Here is a 20,709-nt window from a genome sequence, read left to right on the forward strand (position 1 = left end):
TCCGGCTCGCGACCGCAACCCCTTGATCAGGATGTAAGCCGATATGGCCTCGCTCGATTCTTTCAAATGTCGCCGCACACTCACCGCAGGCGGCAAGACCTACACCTATTATTCGCTGCCGGACGCCGAGGCGAACGGCCTGCCCGGCATCTCGCGCCTGCCCTTCTCGATGAAGGTGCTGCTCGAGAACCTGCTGCGCTTCGAGGACGGCCGCTCCGTCACCAAGGCCGATATCGAGGCGTTCGTCGCCTGGGCCGATGACAAGGGCAAGGCCGGCAAGGAGATCGGCTTCCGCCCCGCGCGCGTGCTGATGCAGGACTTCACCGGCGTTCCCGCCGTCGTCGATCTCGCCGCGATGCGCGACGGCGTCGTGGCGCTCGGCGGCGACCCCGCCAAGATCAACCCGCTCGTCCCGGTCGACCTCGTCATCGACCATTCGGTGATCGTCGACGAGTTCGGCACCCCCAAGGCGCTCGCGCAGAACGTCGAGCTCGAATACGAGCGCAACGAGGAACGCTACAAGTTCCTGAAATGGGGCCAGGGCGCCTTCGACAATTTCCGCGTCGTCCCGCCCGGCACCGGCATCTGCCACCAGGTCAACCTTGAATACCTCGCCCAGACCGTCTGGACGCGGAACGAGACGATCGACGGCGTCGAGGTCGAGGTCGCCTATCCCGACACCGTGGTCGGCACCGATTCGCACACCACCATGGTCAACGGCCTGGCCGTCCTCGGCTGGGGCGTCGGCGGCATCGAGGCGGAAGCCGCGATGCTCGGCCAGCCGCAGTCCATGCTGCTGCCCGAAGTCATCGGCTTCAAGCTGACCGGCTCGCTGCGCGAAGGCATCACCGCGACCGACCTCGTGCTCACCGTCACCCAGATGCTGCGCAAGAAGGGCGTCGTCGGCAAGTTCGTCGAGTTCTTCGGCCCCGGCCTCTACAATCTGACGCTGGCCGACCGCGCCACCATCGCCAATATGGGCCCGGAATACGGCGCGACCTGCGGCTTCTTCCCGGTCGACTCCGAGACCATCGACTATCTCACCACGACCGGCCGCAAGTCGGACCGGATCGCCCTGGTCGAGGCCTACAGCAAGGCGCAGGGCCTGTTCGCCACGCCTGAGACGGCCGACCCGATCTTCACCGACACGCTCGAGCTCGACCTCTCGACGGTGCAGCCCTCGATGGCCGGTCCGAAGCGTCCCGAGGGCCGCGTCGACCTTTCCGCCGTCAAGGCCGGCTTCGCCGCCGCAATGGAGACCGAGTACAAGAAGGCCGCCGAGATCGCCCGCCGCGTCCCGGTCGAGGGCCAGTCCTTCGATCTCGGCCATGGTGACGTCGTCATCGCCGCCATCACCTCCTGCACCAACACCTCCAACCCGTCGGTGCTGATGGCCGCCGGGCTGCTCGCCCGCAAGGCGGTCGAAAAGGGGCTTTCGGTGAAGCCCTGGGTCAAGACCTCGCTGGCGCCCGGCTCGCAGGTCGTCGCCGAGTACCTGGCCAAGTCCGGCCTGCAGACCGATCTCGACGCGCTCGGCTTCAACCTCGTCGGCTTCGGCTGCACCACCTGCATCGGCAACTCCGGCCCGCTGCCGGCGCCGATCTCCAAGGCGATCAACGAGCAGGGCCTGATCGCCGGCGCGGTGATCTCCGGCAACCGCAACTTCGAAGGCCGCGTCTCCCCCGACGTGCAGGCGAACTACCTCGCCTCGCCGCCGCTGGTCGTCGCCTATGCGCTCGCCGGCTCGGTGCAGATGGACCTGACCAAGGAGCCGCTCGGCACGGGCAAGGACGGGCAGCCGGTCTATCTCAAGGACATCTGGCCCTCCAACAAGGAGATCCAGAGCTTCATCCAGCAGAACGTCACCCGCGCGATGTTCGAGGCCAAATATGCCGACGTCTTCAAGGGCGACGCGCATTGGCAGGCGGTGGATGCGCCCAAGAGCCAGACCTATGCCTGGGACGACAAGTCGACCTATGTGCAGAACCCGCCCTATTTCCAGGGCATGAGCCGCAAGCCGGCCGCCGTCACCGACATCCAGGGTGCCCGCATCCTCGGCCTGTTCGGCGACAAGATCACCACCGACCACATCTCCCCGGCCGGTTCGATCAAGGCCGCCTCGCCCGCGGGCAAGTACCTGATGGACAACGGCGTCGCCGTCGCCGACTTCAACCAGTACGGCACGCGGCGCGGCAACCATGAGGTGATGATGCGCGGCACCTTCGCCAATATCCGCATCCGCAACCACATGATGGGGCCGAATGGTCGCGAGGGCGGCTACACCATCCACTATCCCAGCAAGGAAGAGCTGCCGATCTACGACGCGGCGATGCGCTATGCGGCCGAGAAGGTGCCGCTGGTGATCTTCGCCGGCGTCGAATACGGCAACGGCTCCTCGCGTGACTGGGCGGCGAAGGGCACCAACCTGCTCGGCGTCAAGGCCGTGATTGCCCAGAGCTTCGAGCGCATCCACCGCTCGAACCTGGTCGGCATGGGCGTGGTGCCGTTCACTCTGGCCGAGGGCACGAGCTGGGCCTCGCTCGATCTCAAGGGCGACGAGACCGTGACCATCAAGGGCCTGGCGACCGTCAAGCCGCGCCAGATGCTCGAAGCCGAGATCACCTCGGCCGACGGCAAGGTCAAGAAGGTGCCGATCCTCTGCCGCATCGATACGCTGGACGAGCTCGACTACTTCAAGAACGCCGGCATCCTGCACTACGTGCTGCGCGGCATCGCTGCCTGAGCCGAAGCGCCGAGGCCGCAAGGTCTCGGCGAAGACTTCGCGGCAAAGACTTGGCGGCGTCTTGTCCGTCCTTCGGAACGCCCGGTTTGCAAGCCGGGCGTTCTGTTCTTGCAGCGCCTCAAGGTTGTCCAATTCTGCACCGAGGTGTAAGGGGGCGATCACAGCCATTCCTCGGCGGGGGGCTTGGGGCAGGCGCGGGACCTTTCCGCGCCCGGATGCCATCCGCCTTCATCATTGAAAACGACGGGAGCACCCGCATGTCCGCCACGTTCGAGACGGTCGCCGGCATCATTTCCGAGACCTGCGACATTCCGCGCGAGAAGATCACGCCCCAGAGCCACGCCATCGACGATCTCGGCATCGATTCGCTCGCCTTCCTCGACATCGCCTTCGCGATCGACAAGGCTTTCGGCATCAAGCTGCCGCTCGAGCAGTGGACCCAGGAAGTCAACGAGGGCAAGGCGCCCGCCGAGCAGTATTTCGTGCTCGAGAACCTCTGCAAGCGCATCGACGACCTCGTCGCCGCCAAGGCGGCCTGAGCGCCACCACCTGGACAATTCAGTCCGATAGTCACCCTGCCGGAGCGGCCGATCCGCCCGGCGGCCTTGAGCGCGGCCGGCGCAACCGATAGAGCAGGACGCTGAAGCGCTGCGGCGAGGGGCTGGTCTCCGCGTCACGGCGCCTGGAGCGGAATGCGAAAAGGCGGCAACCGGTTTTTCGCATGCCGCTCCAGCTCTATTCATGAGAGACGGTTCCGGTCTCGGGCGAACGCCATGCGCTTCGCCCGACGGCGTCCGGCTCTAACCGGTTGGAAATGCATGCGCCTCGAATATTTCGACATGATCGATCAGGTCGCGAGCTTCGTTCCGGCGGAGAAGCGCATCGTCACCCGCTCGACCGTCCCTGCCGCGAGCCCGGTCTTCGAAGGCCATTTTCCCGGTCATCCGCTGGTTCCCGGCGTGCTCCTGACCGAGACAATGGCCCAGGCCTCCGGCTATCTGCTGCTGGCGCTCAACCGCCTCTCGCAGATGCCGTTCCTGATGATGGTCGACAAGGCGCGCTTCCGCACCTTCGTCGAGCCGCAGGCGGTGCTCGACGTCAGCGCCGAGCTCGTCCATGAGGGCTCCGGCTACGCTGCGACCAAGGCGAAGATCACGATCGACGGCAAGCCGATCTGCGATGCCGAGCTGCGCTTCCGCCTGATGCCCTTCCCCGCCGACATGCGCACCTTGATGGAGGCGCGCATCGCCGCCATCGGCCTGAACCCGGAAGCGGCCTGACCATGGCACATGACGTCCTCATCACCGGCATCGGCCTCGCCTCCAGCCTCGGCGAAGGCATCGAGCCGCATGCGCAGGCGCTCGCCGCGAGCACGGCCCCGATCGTCGACGAGGCCAGCTTCGCGCCCTATCCGATGCACCCGCTGAAGCCGCTCGAGCTCGACCGGCAGATCCCGAAGAAATCCGATCAGCGCCAGATGGAGCCGTGGCAGCGCCTCGGCGTCTACACCGCCGGCCTCGCCCTCGACTCCGCCGGGCTGAAGGACGATGCGCAGATCAAGAGCTCGCTGCAGGTCATTGTCGCCGCGGGCGGCGGCGAGCGCGACCACGCCGTCGACAGTGCGATCCTCACCGGCCTGCGCGGCGCCAATCAGCCCGGCCCCTTCCTGAACGAGCGCCTGATGGGCGATCTCAGGCCGACGCTGTTCCTCGCCCAGCTCTCCAATCTGCTCGCCGGCAACATCGCCATCGTCCACGGCGTCACCGGCGCCTCCCGCACCTTCATGGGCGAGGAGCAGGCCGGCGTCGACGCGATCCGCACCGCCCATGCCCGCATCGCCTCCGGCCAGGCGCAGGTGATGCTCGTCGGCGGCGCCTACAACGCCGAGCGCCGCGACATGCTGCTGCTCTTCGAGCTCGGTGGCTTCCTGCGCACCGGCGGCTTCGCTCCCGTATTCGCCCGTGAGGATGCACCCGGCATGATCACCGGCAGCGCCGCCGCCTTCCTGGTGCTGGAATCGGCCGAGCACGCCAAGGCGCGCGGTGCCCATGCCCATGCACGGCTGAGCCATGTCGGCGCGCATCGCAGCCGGCGCCAACCCGGCTCGGTCGCCAAGGGGCTCGATCAGTTGCTCGGCGGCTTCGGAGCTGTCACGCCCGGCGCGCTCGCGGTGTCGGCCGCGACCGGCTGCGCCGAGATCACCGCCGAGGAGTCCGCCGCCATCGCCGCCGCCGCACCCAAGGCGAGGCGTGTCGCCACCGGCGATCTTGTCGGCCATGCGGTCGAGGCCGCTTTCCCGGTTTCGGTGGCGCTCGCCGCCGCCGCCCTGTCCACCGGCGCCGCAGCCGAAGCTATCGTCACCGGCGCCGCCCATTGGCGCGGCGAAGGTGCCGCCCGGCTGGTCAAGGCGTGAGGGAGGTTCGAGATGACCGCTAGCCATCGCGACAGCCAGGGCCGTCCCATCGTCGCCGTCACCGGCCTCGGCCTCGTCACCTCGCTCGGCCAGGGCAAGGACGCCAACTGGGAAGCGCTGACCGCCGGCCGCTCCGGCATCCATCGCATCGAGCGTTTCCCGACCGAGGGACTGCGCACCACCATTGCGGCCACGGTCGATTTCGTCTTCGACCGGCCCTTCGCGGCTCCGGAGCTCTCCGAGAAGCTGGCGACGCTGGCCGCCGAGGAGGCCGTCGGCCAGAGCGGGCTCGGCGAGCCCGGCGATTTTCCCGGCGAGCTCTTCATGGCGGTGCCGCCAGTCGAGATGGAATGGCCGCAGAAGCAGGAGATCTCCCAGACGATCGAGGGCGACGCCGATTACGACGCGCTGCTGCGCGCCGCCGCGACCCACAAATACAAGGCGATGCACGAGCTCTTCCTGTTCGGCGGCGTCGCCGAGCACATTGCCGAGAAGTTCGGCACCAGGGGCTCGCCGATCTCGCTGTCGACCGCCTGCTCCTCGGGCGCGACCGCGATCCAGATGGGCGTCGAGGCGATCCGCCGCGGCGAGACGCAGGCTGCCTTGTGCATCGGCACCGACGGCTCGGTTCATGCCGAGGCGCTAATCCGCTTCTCGCTGCTCTCGGCTCTCTCGACCCAGAACGATCCGCCGGAAGCAGCCGCCAAGCCATTCTCGAAGAACCGCGACGGCTTCGTCATGGGCGAGGGCGCCGGCGCGCTGGTGCTCGAGGATTATGACCACGCTCTGGCCCGCGGCGCGACCATTCTCGGGATCGTCGCCGGCTGCGGCGAGCGCGGCGACGGCTTCCACCGCACCCGTTCGAGCCCGGACGGCAAGCCCGCGATCCTCGCCATGCAGGACGCACTCGCCGATGCCGGACTGACGCCGGAGGATGTCGACTACATCAACGCGCACGGCACCTCGACGCCGGAGAACGACAAGATGGAGGCGATGAGCTGCTCGGCCGTGTTCGGCGAGCGCATGGCCAGCCTGCCGATCTCCTCGAACAAGTCGATGCTCGGACATACGCTGACCGCGGCCGGCGCCGTCGAGGCGGTGATCTCGCTCCTGACCATCGCCAATGGCCGGATCCCACCGACCATCAACTACCAGCAGCCGGACGCCGCGATCGCGCTCGACGTCGTGCCGAACCAGGCCCGCGACGCCAAGGTGCGCACCGTGCTGTCGAATTCGTTCGGCTTCGGCGGCCAGAACACCTGCCTCGTCCTGACCGCGGAGCCCAAGGCGCCATGACGCGGATACTGGTCACCGGCGGCGCCAAAGGTGTCGGCGCCGCGATCGTGCGTGCGCTGGCGAGCGCCGGCCACGACGTCGATTTCACCTACCGCTCCTCGGGCGAACAGGCGCAGGCGCTCGCCGCCGAGATCGCGCAGGCACAGTCCGGCCGCGCGATCCGTGCGCTGCCTCTCGATCTCTCGGACAAGCCGGCGCTGGATGCCTTCTGCGAAAAGGCCGAGGACGAAGGCTATTTCGGCTTCGTCCACAATGCCGGCCAGCCCTATGATTCGCTTGCCGCGATGATGGTGCAGGACAAGGCCGAGGCGGCGATGCAGGTCAATTTCTGGGCCTTCACGCGTCTCGCCAAGAGCCTGGTGCGCGGCATGGTCCGGGCCAGGGCCGGGCGCATCGTCGCGATCGGCTCGGTCGCGGCGTTGCGCGGCAACCCCGGCAATGCCGCCTACGCCGCCTCCAAGGGCGCGCTGATCTCCTATGCCAACACGCTCGCGGTCGAGACCGGCAAGCGCGGCGTCACCGTCAACGTGATCGCGCCTGGCTTCGTCGACACCGACATGATGGCGCCCTATGCCGCCTATCGCGAGAAGATGGAAAGCCAGATCCCGGCCGGCCGTTTTGCCAGGCCGGAGGAGGTCGCCGGTCTCGCCGCTTTCCTGATGAGCCCGCCTGCGGCCTACATCACCGGCACGGTTCTGCCGATCGACGGCGGGCTGACGGCTCAGATGGGCGTCCATCGCTAGAGCTCGCCGCAGCGCTTCACGTGAAACATGGTAAACGCGCAGCGCTTGGCGCTGCGCCTCGAACTGCCTATGTTCATCCCGAACCGGAGTGAACCATCATGACGGCAGCCTTTACGATCCGCCTCGACGACGAAACCCTCGCCAAGCTCGACGCGCTGGCGGCAGACACCGACCGCTCCCGCAACTGGCTCGCTGCCAAGGCGATCGAGAGCTATGTCGAGCTCAATGCCTGGCAGATCGCCCGCATCAAGGAAGGCGTCGCCGAGGCAGATCGCGGCGCGTTTGCCACCGAACAGGAAGTCGAGGCCGTCTTTGCCAGATACCGGACCAAGGCGTGAGGCTCTTCTGGACCGTGCGGGCTCTCTCGGAGATCGATGCGATCTTCGCCTATGTCGCCGCTGACAGCCCATTGGCAGCGGAGCGGCTCGCGGTTCTGATCGAGGCCAAGGCCCGATCGCTGATCGATCAACCGAATATGGGCCGCTCCGGCCGCGTTGACGGCACCCGCGAATTCGTGGTGACGGGTACGCCTTATATTCTTCCCTACCGCGTTCGCGACGGACGCGTTGAAATCCTCGCTGCCCTGCATGCCTCCCGGCACTGGCCGGACCAGTTCTGAAAGACCAAGCCCCATGCTCTCCCTCCAGCTTCACGGCGATCGCGACCTCCGTCTCGAGCAGATCGATCCGCCGCCGCCCCCCGCTCCGGGCGAGGTCCAGATCCGGGTTCGCGCCGTCGGCCTGAACTATCTCGATCTCTGGGGCTTTCGCGGCATGGCTTTCGCCAAGCGCAAGATGCCGCAGGCTGCGGGCGTCGAGGCCGCCGGCGAGGTCGTCGCGATCGGAGAGGGCGTCTCGCGCTTCCGCGAGGGCGACACGGTGACCATGTACGGCGCCGAGACCTGCGGCCATTGCAAGGCCTGTCGGGAGGGCCGCGACAATCTCTGCGAGAACGTCGCAGGGATCATGGGCTTCCATATCGACGGCTTTGCCCGCGAGATCATCAATCGGCCCGAGCGCCTCGTCATCAAGGCGCCGAAGGGCGTCAGTTTCGAGGAGGCCGCCTGCGCGCCGATCGGCTTCGGCACCGTCCAGCACATGCTGTTCGACAATGCCAGGCTCGAGCCCGGCGAGTCGATCCTCGTCCATGCCGGCGGCTCCGGCATCGGCACGGCCGCGATCATGATGGCCAAGGCGATCGGCTGCACCGTCTACACCACGGTCGGCGACGACGAGAAGGGTGCCAAGGCCAAGGCGCTCGGCGCCGATTTCGTCGTCAACTACAAGACCGAGCGCTTCGAGGGCGAGGTCCGCCAGCTCACCAAGCGCAAGGGCGTCGACGTCGTCTTCGAGCATGTCGGGGCCGACACCTGGAACGGCTCGCTGCTCTGCCTGAAGCGCGGCGGCAGGCTCGTCACCTGCGGCGCCACTTCTGGCCCCTCGACCACGATGAATCTGATGCAGCTCTTCCAGCAGCAATACCGGATCTTCGGCTCCTTCGGCTGCCGGATGGAGAACATCAGCCAGTCGCTCGACAAGATGGCAGCCGGCATGAAGCCGGTGATCGACTCGGTCTACCCGCTTGCGGAGTTCGAGAAGGGCCTCGCCCGGATCGAGGGCCGCAAGGTCTTCGGCAAGGTCATCGTCACGCTCTGAGCCCGGCCCATGCGCCGGCGAGACTTGACGCGCCGGCCATGATCCCGCAAGTCGCGCCCCGGTGCCTTGCCAACGCCGCCGACAGCGGCTTTCGCGGCGGCAGGGTGCCGGATTTGGAAATCGATCACGTTTACGCATTCGGCCGCTGTCAGCCGCATGCGCCGTGATCCGGCGGCGGGTCCGGCCCGCGCCTATGGGGCCGGGCTGGTAGATTGAAGCGGTTGAAGCAGTTCGCGACGCGCCTCGGCGCAGGCTTGATGATCGGGCTGGTGCGCGGCCTCTTCGCGTTCCTGCGCGCGCTCGGACCGGAGCGGGCCTCGAATCTCGGCGGCTGGCTCCTGCGCAGCGTGAGCCCGCTGATCCCGGTCAACCGCGTCGCTTACGCCAATGTCCGCGCCGCCTTCCCGGGTATCGAGGATGCGGAGGCCAGACGCCTCGTCCGCGGCGGATGGGAGAATCTCGGCCGCACCGTCGCCGAATACGCCCATCTCAAGACGCTGTTCGACTATGACTACCACAATCCCGATCCGAACGGCCGGGTCGAGGTCGTCGGCATCGAGCACTTCATCGCGCTGAAGGACGACGACAAGCCGGGGCTGATCTTCTCCGCCCATCTCGGCAATTGGGAACTGCCGGCGATCTGCGCCGCGACCTATGATCTCGACACCACCGCGGTCTTCCGCGCCCCGAACGATCCGGCGATCGCCGCTGTCGTCCACGAGATCCGCTCGGGCGCCATGGGAGGGCTCGCCGCCGCCAAGCAGGGCGCGGCCTTCGCCATGCAGGGCGTGCTGGAGAATGGCGGCCATCTCGGCATGCTGATCGACCAGCATTTCACCCGCGGCGTCGTTGTCCCCTTCCTCGGGCGGCCGGCGCTGACCAATCCGATCCTCGGCAAGTTCGCCCGTCGCTTCGAATGCCCCGTGCATGGCGTGCGCGTCATCCGCTTGCCGAACCACCGCTTCCGGATCGAATTGACGCCACCGCTCGACCTGCCGCGCGACGCCAATGGCGAGATCGACGTCACCGGCGCCATGGCGATGATGACCGCCGTGGTCGATGGCTGGGTCCGCGAGCATCCCGAGCAATGGCTCTGGATGCACCGGCGCTGGCGCCCGAACATGATCGGCGCCGACGCCTTGCGGCAATTTGGGGAAAGAGCGCCGATCGCCCCGGTTTTCAAGGCAAAGTGATTTCCAAGTGACCGGGCACTGGCGCTTTTGGTAGCGGCCTGCTTGTATCTGGTCCTGAGCTGAAACCGATGCCTGTCCGCAACCGCCTCTTCGCCACGCTCGCCGCCCTGCTCCTGGGCGGACCGATGGCGCTTGCCCAGCAGGCGCCGATGCAGCCGAAAGCGGTGGTCGAGCTCTTCACCAGCCAGGGCTGCTCCTCCTGCCCGGCCGCCGATGCGCTCTTCGTCGAACTCGCCAAGGATCCCGGGCTGATCACCCTCTCCTTTCCGGTGACCTATTGGGACTATCTCGGCTGGAAGGACACGCTCGGCCAGCCGGCCTTCACCAAGCGGCAGAAGCTCTATGCCAAGGCCCGCGGCGATGGACAGGTCTATACGCCGCAGGCCGTGGTCAACGGCACCAGCCACATCGTCGGCTCGGATCGGAAGGGCATCGAGAAGCTCGTCCAGGAACAGGGTACGACCGGCTTTCCGGTCAAGGTCTCGCTCAAGGAAGCCGCTGGCGAACTGCAGATCGCGCTAACCCCGAACGAGGCAAGCGCGAGCGAGAAGCCGGCCGGGGTCTGGGTCGTCGCCTTCAGCCGTGCGACCGCAGTGCCGATCGAGCGCGGCGAGAACTCCGGAAAGACCGTCACCTATGCGAATGTCGTGCGTGGCGTGACCCGGGTCGGCGACTGGTCGGGCTCAGCCGTCACCCTGACCGCGCCTCTCTCGGTGACCCAGCAGCCCAACGCCGACGCTTACGTCGTCCTGGTACAGACCGACCAGCACCAGCGTGGCGGCCCGATTCTCGCCGGTACGATCCTGGGCGCCGCACGCTGAGCGAACGCCCGATGCCTCGCGCCGGATCGGGCGCGTAGCAATCTAGAGGATCACCACCTTGTTCGGGAGTTCGTCGACATCGTCCGCCGCTGGCGGCGCATGGGCGGCGAGGACCTGGCCCACCGAGGCGACCGCAGCCTCCAGCCCCTCGCGCAGCCGGCCCTCGCGAGCAGCGGCGAGCAGCGGCTCGATGATCCCCTTCCAGGTGGCATCGTCGACCTTGCCGTCGATCCCTGCGTCGGCGACGATTTCGGCATAGCGTTCCTGCACGGCGACATAGAGCAGCACGCCGGTCCGCCCGCGCGTCAATGTCAAACCGCGTGCGGTGAACTCGCGCAGCGCCGTCTCATGCGCATGGCGTCGCTTGACGAAACCGGGCACGAAGCGTCCGCCGCGGCCATACCAGAGCAGCACTGCGAGCAGCAGCGCCGCCGCGATCAGCTGCAGCAGGAAGATCCGCGGCGCGCTCGTCATCGTCAGCGCGAGCAGGGGCCAGGGCACGAACAAGGCGACGGCCAGCGCCAGCACCACCGGCACGGCGAGATAGCTGCCGGCAGCCCGGTCGACCACCACCACGATCTCGCCGGAGGTGCGTCGCTCGGCCTCGCGCACCGCCTCGGCGATGGCATCGCGATCCTCGGAATTCAGCATCTCACCAATCTCCCGACGCGCCGCCGCCACCGGACGAGCCGCCGCCGCCCGAAAAACCGCCCGAACTGCCCGAACTCCAGCCCCCGGAGGAAGAGCCCCCGCTCCAGCCCGACCCGCCCGAGGGCGGCAGCGTCACCCAGCGCCCGTCACGCATCCGATGCCGGCGCGCCCCGCCGCTCGCTCGGCCGAGTTCGCGCATGAAGCTGACGATCAGGACGAACACCATGATCATGACGAAGATCACGGCGAGGTCCTCGGCCCAGGAGGATTCGTCCTCCCTGACCTGGGCCCGGCGCTGCCATTCCTCGGCATCGCCGGTCAGGATCGACAGGATCGCGTCGACTCCGCCTTCTATGCCGCCGGAAAAATCGCCGTTCTTGAACTTCGGCGCCACCGCCGTGGTGATGATGACCTTGGAGAGCGCGTCGGTCAGCGCGCCCTCGAGCCCGTAGCCGACCTCGATGCGGACCTTGCGCTCGTTCGGTGCGACCAGCAGCAGCGCGCCATTGTTCTTGGCCTTGTCGCCGAGCCCCCAGGCGCGGAACAGCCCGTTGGCGTAATCCTCGATGCTCAGACCCTGCAAGGACGGCACGGTCGCGACGACGACCTGGTCAGTGGTCTTGTCCTCATGCGCCTTGAGCTTCCCGGCGATGCGGGCGCTGGCCTCGGCATCGAGCAGCTTCGCGCCATCGACGATTCGCCCGCTCAGCGCCGGGTAGCTCGGCTCGGCTGCGACGGCGAGGAACGGGAAGAGGAGGAAGATCAGCAGGGCAAGCCATGCCGCAATGACAGGACGAGCCGGCTTCTTTCCTTCTCCACGCTGGGAGAAGGTGGCGCGGAGCGCCGGATGTGGGCCTGCCGTTTCCGCAGAAGGCACAAGCACGCCGCTGCTCCTCTTCCGGAAAGCGCGGGCCCTCACCCCTGGCCCTCTCCCGCTTGGGAGGGGGGTTCCCCGCGCTTGCCCACGATCGGCAGAGTCCATCGAAGGACTTAAATCAGAACTTCACCGCCGGCGGCCGCTCGGAGCCCGTCGTCGCCGCGAAGCTCTCCATCGGCTTGGCGCCCCAGAACAGGCGCGCCCAGATCACACCCGGAAAGGTCCTGATCTCGGTGTTGAAGGCCTGCACCGCCTGGATGTAGTCGCGGCGGGCGACCGTCACCCGGTTCTCGGTGCCTTCCAGCTGCGATTGCAGGGCGAGGAAGTTCTGATTCGACTTGAGATCGGGATAGCGCTCGACGGTGACCATCAGGCGCCCGAGCGCGCCGGAAAGCTGGTTCTGCGCGTCCTGATATTCCTTGAACTTGGCGGGGTCGGTGATGGTCGAGGCATCGACCTTGACCTGCGTCGCCTTGGCGCGAGCCTCGATCACCTGCGTCAGCACCTCACGCTCCTGCTGGGCATAGCCCTTCACGGTCTCGACGAGATTCGGGATCAGGTCGGCGCGGCGCTGGTACTGGTTCTGCACCTCGCCCCAGGCCGCCTTCGCCTTCTCCTCCAGCGTCGGCACATTGTTGTAGCCGCAGCCGGCTAGCGCGAGGCCGAGCAGACCGACAAGCAGCAGGGCGAAGGAGCGGCGCAAGGCCGGCGGAGGGGCGAGGAGAACCATGGGATGAAACCTTGGCTGGAGCGGAAGAATCCGACGGCCGACCATAGCCGCGCCGCGAGGCAGATCAAAGACACGCCGAGCATGGCGCGACCGGGGCGATTGGGACTAGTCTTAGCCGGCGCAAGGCGAGAGGAATGCACCATGCCGCGTACCCTGTCCCTCCTGGCCGGATTTTCGCTGCCCGTGGCCGGGCTCTGGCTCGCGCTGGGCGCTCCCGTCGCCGCGCAGCAGGGCCTCGCCCCGCCGCCGGAGGCCGCGACCGGCCGCACCGCACGGACGATGGGCACCGCGCAGCGCTACATGGCGGCGGCGGCCAACCCGCTCGCCGCCTCTGCCGGACGCGAGATCCTGCGGGCCGGAGGCAGCGCCACAGACGCAGCGATCGCGATCCAGCTGGTACTCAACCTGGTCGAGCCGCAGAGCTCCGGCATCGGCGGCGGCGCCTTCTTCGTGCACTGGGATGAAGCGGGCAAGCGCCTGACCACGCTGGACGGGCGGGAAACCGCGCCGAAAGCGGCAAGGCCGGATCGCTTTATCGACCCTGACGGCAAGCCGATGAAGTTCGTCGACGCCGTGGTCGGCGGGCGCTCGGTCGGCGTGCCCGGCACGGTCAAGCTGCTCGAGGAGGCGCATGAGCGCTGGGGCAAGCTGCCCTGGTCCGAGCTGTTCGCGCCCGCGATCAAGCTGGCCGAGAACGGCTTTGCGATCTCGCCCCGGCTCCACGGCCTGCTGGCTCTGGAGAAGAACCTGATCAAGGACGCGCGCGCCGCCGCCTATTTCTACGAGGCGGATGGCAGGCCCAAGGCGGTTGGAACCGTGCTGAAGAACCCGGCCTTCGCCGGGACCTTGCGCGCCATCGCCGGGCGCGGCGCCGACGCGTTCTATGAAGGCGAGATCGCGCAGGACATCGTCGCCGCCGTCACCGGCCATAAGGCGAATCCCGGCGACATCACGCTCGAAGACCTTGCGGGCTACACGGTCGAGGAACGCGCGCCGGTCTGCGGCCGCTACCGTGTCTACACGCTGTGCGGCATGGGCCCGCCCGGCTCCGGCGCCATCGCGGTGCAGCAGATCCTCGGCATCGTCGAGAAGGCGGACATGGCCCGTCTCGGCCCGGGCCCGGAAGCCGCGCACTGGTTCGCCGAGGCCGGCCGTCTCGCCTTCGCCGACCGGGCGCTCTACCTCGCCGACCCCGCCTTTCTCAGCGTCCCCAGCTCCGGGCTGATCGACGAGGGCTATCTGCGCGGCCGCGCCGAACTGGTGAATCCCGACAGATCGATGGGCAAGGCGGTCGCCGGCGATCCGCCGAACAAGCGCGCCCAACTGCTCGCCCCCTCGGACGGGATTGAGAACGGCACCAGTCATATCTCGGTGGTCGACGCGGCGGGCAACGCCGTCTCGATGACCACGACGATCGAGGACGGCTTCGGCTCGCGCCTGATGACCAAGGGCGGCTTCCTGCTCAACAACGAGCTGACCGATTTCAGCTTTGCGCCGATCGAGGACGGCAAGCCGGTCGCCAACCGCGTCGAGCCCGGCAAGCGGCCGCGCTCCTCGATGGCGCCGACCATCGTCTTCGACGCTTTCGGCCGGCTTTATGCCGTCACCGGCTCGCCCGGGGGCAGCCAGATCATCGGCTATGTCGCCAAGACGCTGGTCGCCCTGCTCGACTGGAAGATGGATCCTCAGCAAGCCGTCGATTTCGGCAATTTCGGCAGCCGCAACGGCCCGACCGAACTGGAAAGAGGCACCGAGGCGGAAGCCTGGAAGGCGACACTCGAGGCCAAGGGCCATGAGGTCCGCCTGCTCGACATGACCTCGGGCATCCAGGCCATCGTCAAGACGCCGGCTGGCTATCTCGGCGGTGCCGATGGAAGGCGCGAGGGCGTGGCGATCGGGGACTAAGCGAGACGCAGAGCAGCGACATCAAGCAACTGATCCAAAGTGATAAACCTGACGCCATATTCTGCTTCGAGCCAAACTCGATTCGGCGAACTAAATATCGACCGAGTGCCAGAAAGCCCAAAATCATTCGTACAAAGAAGCTCGTTCCCATATGCTATGTGAGCTGCGACGGTTTCACCGTCGGCCCACTCCGCGCATGCCTTATAGAACTTCTTTTCTTCAATTTCAGTTTCTGGCTTGAGATTCCACCCCCCAATTTCATCAAATAGGGCCTTTCCAACGCCCAACTTCTCGATCCTATCCGCTGCGATGATCTGCCTGCCTTCCCGATCTGGGAGCAAACACTCGCTATCCGGAACAAATACCTTTGGATCGCGGAGTTCTGGCGGAGCAGGTAAGCCCATCCACGCTTGAGCCCGGAGCAGTTTAACTCCGTACTTCAATGCAGTATCCAGTTTTATGACTTGCTGCTTAGGAAGCCCAGGATGTACTTCATCCCTTGGCCCCATCGATAAGAACTGTGAATGTTTGCCGTCTGCGGATGATCGAAAACCTTCAAAGCGCACCTCGAAATGGGGCTGAGAAAAATAACTTCTTCGTTCTTTCTTACGAATAGCTTCGATTCGGAAACCAATCTCGCATACATATCCTTTTATCTTACCGTATCGGACAGACTGACGTATCGCCTCATACTTGCCGACTGACAGATCGAAAACCGGCTCCCAAGCATTGCTGTCGAAGGTTACGCGCATTTGACTCGGTTCCTATTCCAGAGCCAGAACATAACAAGAACATAATGACTTGAAAAGAACAGAGGCGATCTGCAGCTCGCGGCGGTCGGCACGTGCCAGCCCGGCTATGCAGATCGGCAATTGAGTGCACCGCTGCCGTACGGCGCGGCAGGCATCGATGACACGACGCCTGCCAGTTGGCTAACTTAGCGGTTCGCGTTGTAGCCGCCTAGCGCACCGCCGTGACCGCCGCGACCAGACCGGTCGCCATGCTCAGCAGCAGGTAGTTGTTGTCGACCTTGACCCAGGTCTGCCCGCGGCCCGGCGTGCGCAGGCCATGGCGGTGATAGTCCCGCACCTGGTTGTGCCGGCGCCAGTCGTTCATGCGCTGGCCCTTCGCCCAGCGAGGGTGGCGGACCTCCTTCTGGCGGACATGACCGCGAGCGGGAACATGGATGACCTTCTTCTCGACATAGTAGGAATTGGAGCTGGGCCCATGATAACGCGGCTGAGCAACAGCTGCAGAAGAAGCGATGACGATAAAGCTCGAAGCAAGAATAATGGAACGCTTGAACATGGCTAAACTCCGTTGTTCGATAGGTATAAATTAGCCGTCAGGTATGAACCAAATCTGAACCGTTCCATTAATGTTCTGTAATGCTCAGGACAGCTGGAGTTATTCTATCCTGACTGGAAAGCTGCGCTCCGCAGCACGGTCCGATCGTCTTCGCCGTCGTTCTGGCTGGTGCGGCGCGGAGCACCGGAATCCATCGCAACGCGCGTCCGGAATGGCGAGGCGGGGGAATCAGCTTTGGTTTGGCTGCTGCCAGCTCTGCAGCGATCGCAAAGCGCTTCGCAGAGTTTGCGGACGCGCTTCGCGTCCCTTTGGGGTCAGGCTGGATCCGCTCGTTCCCCGCCGGCCCCGCGCCCGGCGATCACCCAGTAGACGAAACCGGTCGCCGCTCCGACCAGGAACAGCGCGGAGATGATCTGCAGTTCCGCAACGGTCGGCGCGCGAGAGAGCCCGAGCATGGCGAGCGGCAGCAGCGCCGCGAGCACGCCGGTCAGCCCGCTCTGGATCAACCCGCTGCGCAGGCGGAAAAGCTCGGAGCCGATGGCGACGAGCAGGACCGGCGCCACCAGGATCGCAAAGCCGAGCCGGCCGAGCAGCGAGAACGCCGCATCCGCCGCCGGGCCTGGATCGAAGCCTTGCGCCGCCATGTCGAACAGGGCCGCCATCAGCCGCTCGAAGCCGCCGCCGATCAGCAGGCCGAGATCAGGCGAGATCACGCTGGCGATCAGCAGCGCGAACATCCCGGCGCCGATCGCGAAAAGCAGCGCGAACGGGATCAGCAGCAGCCAGCGCAGCATGGTCAGCCCGCGAGCGCCGCCGGCTGCTCGGCCTCGCCCTGTTCCAGCATCAGCCTCGCCCTTGCCGAGAGCTTCTCCGTCTCGCTCTTGAGCTGGCCGCAGGCGGCGAGGATGTCTCGGCCGCGCGGCGTACGTACCGGCGAGGCATAGCCGGCGCGGAAGACGATCTCGGAAAAGCGCTCGATCCGCTCCCAGTCCGAGCACTCGTATTTCGTGCCGGGCCAGGGATTGAACGGGATCAGGTTGATCTTGGCCGGGATGCCCTTGAGCAGGCGCACCAGCTCGCGCGCATCGCCGTCGCTGTCGTTGACGCCCTTCAGCATCACGTACTCGAAGGTGATGCGCTTGGCGTTCGACAGGCCGGGATAGTTGCGGCAGGCCTCGAGCAGGTCCTTGATCGGGTACTTCTTGTTGAGCGGCACGAGCTCGTTGCGCAGATCGTCGCGCACCGCATGCAGCGAGATCGCCAGCATCGTGCCCATATCGTCGCCGAGCGGGCCGATCTGCGGCACCACGCCCGAGGTCGAGACGGTGATGCGGCGGCGGCCGAGCGAAAGCCCCTCATTGTCGGCGATCACGTCGATCGCGTCGCGCACGCCGTCGAAATTGTAGAGCGGCTCGCCCATGCCCATGAAGACGATGTTCGAGACGAAGCGCCCGCCATCATTCGGCACGAAGGCGCCGTCCGGGGCGCTGCGGTTCGGAAAGTCGCCGAGCCGCTCGCGCGCCACCATCAGCTGGGCGACGATCTCCTCGGTGGTGAGGTTGCGCACCAGGCGCTGCGTGCCGGTATGGCAGAAGGTGCAGGTCAGCGTGCAGCCGACCTGGCTGGAGACGCAGAGCGTGCCGCGGTCGACCTCGGGGATATAGACGCACTCGATCTCGGCGCCGCGGTCGCGCAGGCCGGTCGGCGCCATGCGCAGCAGCCATTTGCGGGTGCCGTCGCTGGAGACCTGCTCGGCGGTCACCTCCGGCAGGTCGAGCGTGAAACGCTCGGCGAGCGCGCTGCGCAGGCCCTTGCCGATCGTCGTCATCGCCGCGAAATCGCGGACGCCGTAGTGATAGATCCAGTTCCAGAGCTGGCCGACGCGCATGCGCCGCTCCTTCTCGGGAACGCCGATTTCGGCCAGCGCCTCGGCCATGCCGGCGCGTGTGCGGCCGACCAGCGAAGGGCGCCGCAAAACGGGTTCGACCGCCGGAGCGGTAGACTCAAGAGCGGTAACAGTCATCGGAACTCGGTTCGAAACGGGCCACCAGGCCCTGAATTTCCGCGGCTCATAGCATGAAAACGCGGCATCGTGAAATCACGAGCGAGCGGCCGGGCATGCATATGCGTCGCGCACCCGGGGACAGACGCGATCGGCAGCGAACGAAAAGGCCACTCCGGCCCGGCCAACCCGGCGAAAGCCGGGCTCTCCGAAGCGAGCGGGCGCTATTTGCAGGCGTCCTCGGCCCGCTTGACGATCTGGGAGATGCCGGCCAGCGAATATTTGTCGCTGGTCGGGTTGCCGCGCTTCGAGGTGCCCTTGATCTCGAGCGCCGAACCCTTGCGCAGCGCGTCGAGCATGCGGCCTTCCTCGGCCGGGTTCTTCAGCCAGACATTCTGGCCCTTGGCGACGAGGACGAAGCGCTCGCTGCCGATGATCGCCTGATGCTCGACATCTTCCTTGAGGTCGAAATTCATCACCAGGCTGATCTCGTTGCGCACGCCCTCGGTCGGCCGGTTCGAGATGAACAGCAGCCCCTCGACATCCTTGAGGTTGGCGGGCGAGCGGCTCTCGGCCTTGGAGAGCGCGTAGCAGATCTTCGAGCGGCCCTGCTGCGAGGAGAAGGCCTGCCACTTGCCGGCGGTCTCGAGCAGGAGAGCCTGCCCCTGGCCGCTGGAGGCGCGCTGCGCCATGGCCGAGCCCGGCGCGAGCAGTGCCAGCGCCGCAAGGCTGAAGAGGACGGCCGCCGTCAACGGGCGGCGGGCGGAGGAGGGAGCCGGCTTGCGAATCATGGATCGCCACTAATCATCAGAAATCTTAACGCCAAATGGAGGCTATGCGAGATCGGCGATCCGGCCAGCGCGCCACGGCGCATAGGATGTCATGATCCTGGCAAAAATGCGAATAATCAGCCGTGCTTTCCGGGCGGTTTCCCCCGCAGCCGCATCGTGCCAGCTTGTCGCGGATCGAAGCTGCGAGCCCAGCGAAGCTGCTGAAGGAACCGACTGCCGATGAAGGCGCTGCTCTGCGAGGCCCATGGCCCGGCCGAAACCCTGGTCGTCCGGGACCTGCCCGAACCGAAGCCCGGGCCGGGCGAGATCGCGATCAAGGTCACCGCCGCGGCGCTCAACTTCTTCGACACTTTGGTCATCCAGGGTCGCTATCAGGTCAAGCCGGCGCTGCCCTTCTCGCCCTCGGCCGAATGCGCCGGTACGGTCAGTGCGCTCGGTGAGGGCGTGACCGGCTGGCGCGTCGGCGAGCGGGTCGCCGCCTGGCTCGGCCATGGCGCGGCGCGCGAGATCGTCGTGGTTCCCAGTGACGCGGCGATCCGGATTCCCGACAGGCTCAGCGATCAGCAGGCCGCCGGCCTCTTCGTCACCTATGGCACCGCCATGCACGGGCTGATCCAGCGCGGCGAACTGAAGCCCGGCGAGACGCTCGCCGTGCTCGGTGCCGCCGGCGGTGCCGGACTCGCCGCCGTCGAAATCGGCGCCCTGCTCGGCGCGCGCGTCATCGCCTGCGCCTCCTCGCCGGAAAAACTCGCTCTGGCCCGTGAGCATGGCGCGCAGGAAGCGCTCGACTATGCCGCGGACGATCTGCGGGCCGGACTGCGTCGTCTCGCCCCCGACGGGCTCGCCGTGCTCTACGATACGGTCGGCGGCGATCTCGCCGAGCCGGCCTTGCGCTCGATGGGCTGGGGCGGGCGCTATCTCGTAGTCGGCTTCGCCGGCGGCGCCATCCCCAGGCCGCCGCTCAACCTGTTGCTGCTCAAGGGCTGCGATCTGCGCGGCGTGTTCTGGGGTGATTTCGTCCGCCGCGAGCCCCAGGCCCACCGCTCCAATATGGAACGCCTGCTCGGCTGGGCGGCCGAGGGCAGGATCCGCGCCCATGTCCACGCCGCCTTCCCGCTGGAGCGCGCCGCCGAGGCCTTCGCGCTGATCGCCGAGCGCAAGGCTCAGGGCAAGATCGTGCTGACGCCCTGAGACATCAGAGTTCGGCGAGGATTTTCTTCGCCCTTGCGCGGTGCTCGACCGTGATCGAGCCCGCCACCGCCGCGATCGCCGCCGCCAGCACGGCCGCATCGTCGGTGAAGCCGAGGAACGGCATGATGTCGGGCAGAGCATCGATCGGCAGCACGAAATAGCCGAGCGCGCCGAGCAGCGTATAGCGCACGCGCCGCGGCGTCGCCGGGTCGCGGGCGCAAAGCCAGGCGGCGAGCCCGTCCTCGGCGAAGGGGATGCGCTTGGCGACGCGCCGGAGCAGGGCCATGAGCTCCGAGCCGAAGCGTTCCTCGTCGCGCAGGCTCCGGCGGATCGCCGCCATCTCCTCGGCGGTGAAACGCTGGCTGAAGCTGAAACCCTCGCTCATCTTTC

Annotated in this window: 22 protein-coding genes; 13 read left to right on the forward strand and 9 right to left on the reverse strand. The window is 66.7% G+C overall.

What is annotated here, in order from left to right; genetic code table 11:
- Positions 1–43: 43 nt before the first annotated feature.
- The 11 genes from acnA to AC1REK_RS26760 all read left to right on the forward strand — a co-directional run bounded on the left by acnA (position 44) and on the right by AC1REK_RS26760 (position 10,864).
- A complete protein-coding gene (gene acnA, locus AC1REK_RS26710; protein WP_492270782.1) occupies positions 44–2,743 on the forward strand; it encodes an aconitate hydratase AcnA in 2,700 nt (899 codons plus the stop codon).
- 257 nt (positions 2,744–3,000) lie between these two features.
- Positions 3,001–3,282 (forward strand): acyl carrier protein, encoded by a 282-nt coding sequence (locus AC1REK_RS26715; RefSeq protein WP_066473700.1) that lies wholly within the window; start codon positions 3,001–3,003, stop codon positions 3,280–3,282.
- Between the two features lie 279 nt (positions 3,283–3,561).
- Positions 3,562–4,023, forward strand: coding sequence for a 3-hydroxyacyl-ACP dehydratase FabZ family protein (locus AC1REK_RS26720; protein ID WP_492270783.1), 462 nt, complete (start codon positions 3,562–3,564; stop codon positions 4,021–4,023).
- A 2-nt stretch (positions 4,024–4,025) separates the two neighbouring features.
- Complete coding sequence (locus AC1REK_RS26725; protein WP_492270784.1) at positions 4,026–5,156, forward strand: beta-ketoacyl-ACP synthase; 1,131 nt, start codon at positions 4,026–4,028, stop codon at positions 5,154–5,156.
- A 12-nt stretch (positions 5,157–5,168) separates the two neighbouring features.
- A complete protein-coding gene (locus tag AC1REK_RS26730) occupies positions 5,169–6,452 on the forward strand; it encodes a beta-ketoacyl-ACP synthase (RefSeq protein ID WP_492270785.1) in 1,284 nt (427 codons plus the stop codon).
- Positions 6,449–7,195: an SDR family NAD(P)-dependent oxidoreductase gene (locus AC1REK_RS26735; RefSeq protein WP_327524506.1), complete on the forward strand. Its 747-nt coding sequence runs from the start codon at positions 6,449–6,451 to the stop codon at positions 7,193–7,195. Before AC1REK_RS26730 ends, AC1REK_RS26735 begins: the two co-directional genes overlap by 4 nt.
- Positions 7,196–7,293: 98 nt before the next feature.
- Positions 7,294–7,533: a CopG family ribbon-helix-helix protein gene (locus AC1REK_RS26740; protein WP_492270786.1), complete on the forward strand. Its 240-nt coding sequence runs from the start codon at positions 7,294–7,296 to the stop codon at positions 7,531–7,533.
- Complete coding sequence (locus tag AC1REK_RS26745; RefSeq protein ID WP_327524504.1) at positions 7,530–7,814, forward strand: type II toxin-antitoxin system RelE/ParE family toxin; 285 nt, start codon at positions 7,530–7,532, stop codon at positions 7,812–7,814. Before AC1REK_RS26740 ends, AC1REK_RS26745 begins: the two co-directional genes overlap by 4 nt.
- 13 nt (positions 7,815–7,827) lie before the next feature.
- A complete protein-coding gene (locus AC1REK_RS26750; RefSeq protein WP_492270787.1) occupies positions 7,828–8,850 on the forward strand; it encodes a zinc-binding dehydrogenase in 1,023 nt (340 codons plus the stop codon).
- A 212-nt stretch (positions 8,851–9,062) separates the two neighbouring features.
- Positions 9,063–10,043 (forward strand): lipid A biosynthesis lauroyl acyltransferase, encoded by a 981-nt coding sequence (locus AC1REK_RS26755; protein WP_316019928.1) that lies wholly within the window; start codon positions 9,063–9,065, stop codon positions 10,041–10,043.
- A gap of 68 nt (positions 10,044–10,111) precedes the next feature.
- Entirely contained in the window at positions 10,112–10,864 is a 753-nt protein-coding gene (locus tag AC1REK_RS26760; RefSeq protein ID WP_492270788.1) for a DUF1223 domain-containing protein, read from the forward strand.
- A gap of 42 nt (positions 10,865–10,906) precedes the next feature.
- On the opposite strand, the gene AC1REK_RS26765 is transcribed toward AC1REK_RS26760, so the two are convergent.
- From AC1REK_RS26765 to AC1REK_RS26775, 3 genes are all read right to left on the reverse strand, one after another.
- Positions 10,907–11,515, reverse strand: a complete 609-nt coding sequence (locus AC1REK_RS26765) for a TPM domain-containing protein (protein WP_316019930.1) — start codon at positions 11,513–11,515, stop codon at positions 10,907–10,909.
- Position 11,516: 1 nt separating this feature from the next.
- Complete coding sequence (locus tag AC1REK_RS26770) at positions 11,517–12,302, reverse strand: TPM domain-containing protein (protein WP_492270810.1); 786 nt, start codon at positions 12,300–12,302, stop codon at positions 11,517–11,519.
- Between the two features lie 208 nt (positions 12,303–12,510).
- A complete protein-coding gene (locus AC1REK_RS26775; RefSeq protein ID WP_492270789.1) occupies positions 12,511–13,122 on the reverse strand; it encodes a LemA family protein in 612 nt (203 codons plus the stop codon).
- A gap of 141 nt (positions 13,123–13,263) precedes the next feature.
- Between AC1REK_RS26775 and ggt the strand changes: the two genes are divergently transcribed.
- On the forward strand, positions 13,264–15,027 hold the full coding sequence (gene ggt / locus AC1REK_RS26780; protein WP_492270790.1) for a gamma-glutamyltransferase: 1,764 nt from the start codon (positions 13,264–13,266) through the stop codon (positions 15,025–15,027).
- Here ggt and AC1REK_RS26785 read toward each other — a convergent pair.
- From AC1REK_RS26785 to AC1REK_RS26805, 5 genes are all read right to left on the reverse strand, one after another.
- Positions 15,024–15,779: a hypothetical protein gene (locus AC1REK_RS26785; RefSeq protein ID WP_492270791.1), complete on the reverse strand. Its 756-nt coding sequence runs from the start codon at positions 15,777–15,779 to the stop codon at positions 15,024–15,026. The two genes, ggt and AC1REK_RS26785, sit on opposite strands and share 4 nt — an antisense overlap.
- Positions 15,780–15,987: 208 nt before the next feature.
- Entirely contained in the window at positions 15,988–16,335 is a 348-nt protein-coding gene (locus AC1REK_RS26790) for an RcnB family protein (RefSeq protein WP_492270792.1), read from the reverse strand.
- A gap of 314 nt (positions 16,336–16,649) precedes the next feature.
- The gene (locus tag AC1REK_RS26795) at positions 16,650–17,129 is read right to left on the reverse strand and encodes a hypothetical protein (RefSeq protein WP_327524498.1); all 480 of its coding nucleotides are present in this window, start codon (positions 17,127–17,129) and stop codon (positions 16,650–16,652) included.
- A gap of 2 nt (positions 17,130–17,131) precedes the next feature.
- The gene (gene rlmN / locus AC1REK_RS26800) at positions 17,132–18,358 is read right to left on the reverse strand and encodes a dual-specificity RNA methyltransferase RlmN (RefSeq protein ID WP_492270793.1); all 1,227 of its coding nucleotides are present in this window, start codon (positions 18,356–18,358) and stop codon (positions 17,132–17,134) included.
- 203 nt (positions 18,359–18,561) lie between these two features.
- Positions 18,562–19,128 (reverse strand): invasion associated locus B family protein, encoded by a 567-nt coding sequence (locus tag AC1REK_RS26805; protein ID WP_492270794.1) that lies wholly within the window; start codon positions 19,126–19,128, stop codon positions 18,562–18,564.
- A 219-nt stretch (positions 19,129–19,347) separates the two neighbouring features.
- Here AC1REK_RS26805 and AC1REK_RS26810 point away from each other — a divergent pair, with 219 nt between their 5' ends.
- On the forward strand, positions 19,348–20,319 hold the full coding sequence (locus AC1REK_RS26810; RefSeq protein WP_492270795.1) for an NADPH:quinone oxidoreductase family protein: 972 nt from the start codon (positions 19,348–19,350) through the stop codon (positions 20,317–20,319).
- Positions 20,320–20,323: 4 nt separating this feature from the next.
- On the opposite strand, the gene AC1REK_RS26815 is transcribed toward AC1REK_RS26810, so the two are convergent.
- Complete coding sequence (locus AC1REK_RS26815) at positions 20,324–20,704, reverse strand: YkvA family protein (protein ID WP_327524495.1); 381 nt, start codon at positions 20,702–20,704, stop codon at positions 20,324–20,326.
- Positions 20,705–20,709: the final 5 nt, after the last annotated feature.

The organism is Allobosea sp. GW823-FHT02B03, assembly GCF_058797755.1.

Coding starts and splice junctions, on each gene's coding strand:
- AC1REK_RS26730 (WP_492270785.1), top strand. CDS start 5,169: ATGACCGCTAGCCATCGCGACAGCCAGGGCCGTCCCATCGTCGCCGTC.
- acnA (WP_492270782.1), top strand. CDS start 44: ATGGCCTCGCTCGATTCTTTCAAATGTCGCCGCACACTCACCGCAGGC.
- rlmN (WP_492270793.1), bottom strand. CDS start 18,358: ATGACTGTTACCGCTCTTGAGTCTACCGCTCCGGCGGTCGAACCCGTT.
- AC1REK_RS26810 (WP_492270795.1), top strand. CDS start 19,348: ATGAAGGCGCTGCTCTGCGAGGCCCATGGCCCGGCCGAAACCCTGGTC.
- ggt (WP_492270790.1), top strand. CDS start 13,264: ATGCCGCGTACCCTGTCCCTCCTGGCCGGATTTTCGCTGCCCGTGGCC.
- AC1REK_RS26740 (WP_492270786.1), top strand. CDS start 7,294: ATGACGGCAGCCTTTACGATCCGCCTCGACGACGAAACCCTCGCCAAG.
- AC1REK_RS26735 (WP_327524506.1), top strand. CDS start 6,449: ATGACGCGGATACTGGTCACCGGCGGCGCCAAAGGTGTCGGCGCCGCG.
- AC1REK_RS26715 (WP_066473700.1), top strand. CDS start 3,001: ATGTCCGCCACGTTCGAGACGGTCGCCGGCATCATTTCCGAGACCTGC.
- AC1REK_RS26785 (WP_492270791.1), bottom strand. CDS start 15,779: ATGCGCGTAACCTTCGACAGCAATGCTTGGGAGCCGGTTTTCGATCTG.
- AC1REK_RS26805 (WP_492270794.1), bottom strand. CDS start 19,128: ATGATTCGCAAGCCGGCTCCCTCCTCCGCCCGCCGCCCGTTGACGGCG.
- AC1REK_RS26760 (WP_492270788.1), top strand. CDS start 10,112: ATGCCTGTCCGCAACCGCCTCTTCGCCACGCTCGCCGCCCTGCTCCTG.
- AC1REK_RS26765 (WP_316019930.1), bottom strand. CDS start 11,515: ATGCTGAATTCCGAGGATCGCGATGCCATCGCCGAGGCGGTGCGCGAG.
- AC1REK_RS26775 (WP_492270789.1), bottom strand. CDS start 13,122: ATGGTTCTCCTCGCCCCTCCGCCGGCCTTGCGCCGCTCCTTCGCCCTG.
- AC1REK_RS26795 (WP_327524498.1), bottom strand. CDS start 17,129: ATGCTGCGCTGGCTGCTGCTGATCCCGTTCGCGCTGCTTTTCGCGATC.
- AC1REK_RS26720 (WP_492270783.1), top strand. CDS start 3,562: ATGCGCCTCGAATATTTCGACATGATCGATCAGGTCGCGAGCTTCGTT.
- AC1REK_RS26725 (WP_492270784.1), top strand. CDS start 4,026: ATGGCACATGACGTCCTCATCACCGGCATCGGCCTCGCCTCCAGCCTC.
- AC1REK_RS26790 (WP_492270792.1), bottom strand. CDS start 16,335: ATGTTCAAGCGTTCCATTATTCTTGCTTCGAGCTTTATCGTCATCGCT.
- AC1REK_RS26815 (WP_327524495.1), bottom strand. CDS start 20,704: ATGAGCGAGGGTTTCAGCTTCAGCCAGCGTTTCACCGCCGAGGAGATG.
- AC1REK_RS26750 (WP_492270787.1), top strand. CDS start 7,828: ATGCTCTCCCTCCAGCTTCACGGCGATCGCGACCTCCGTCTCGAGCAG.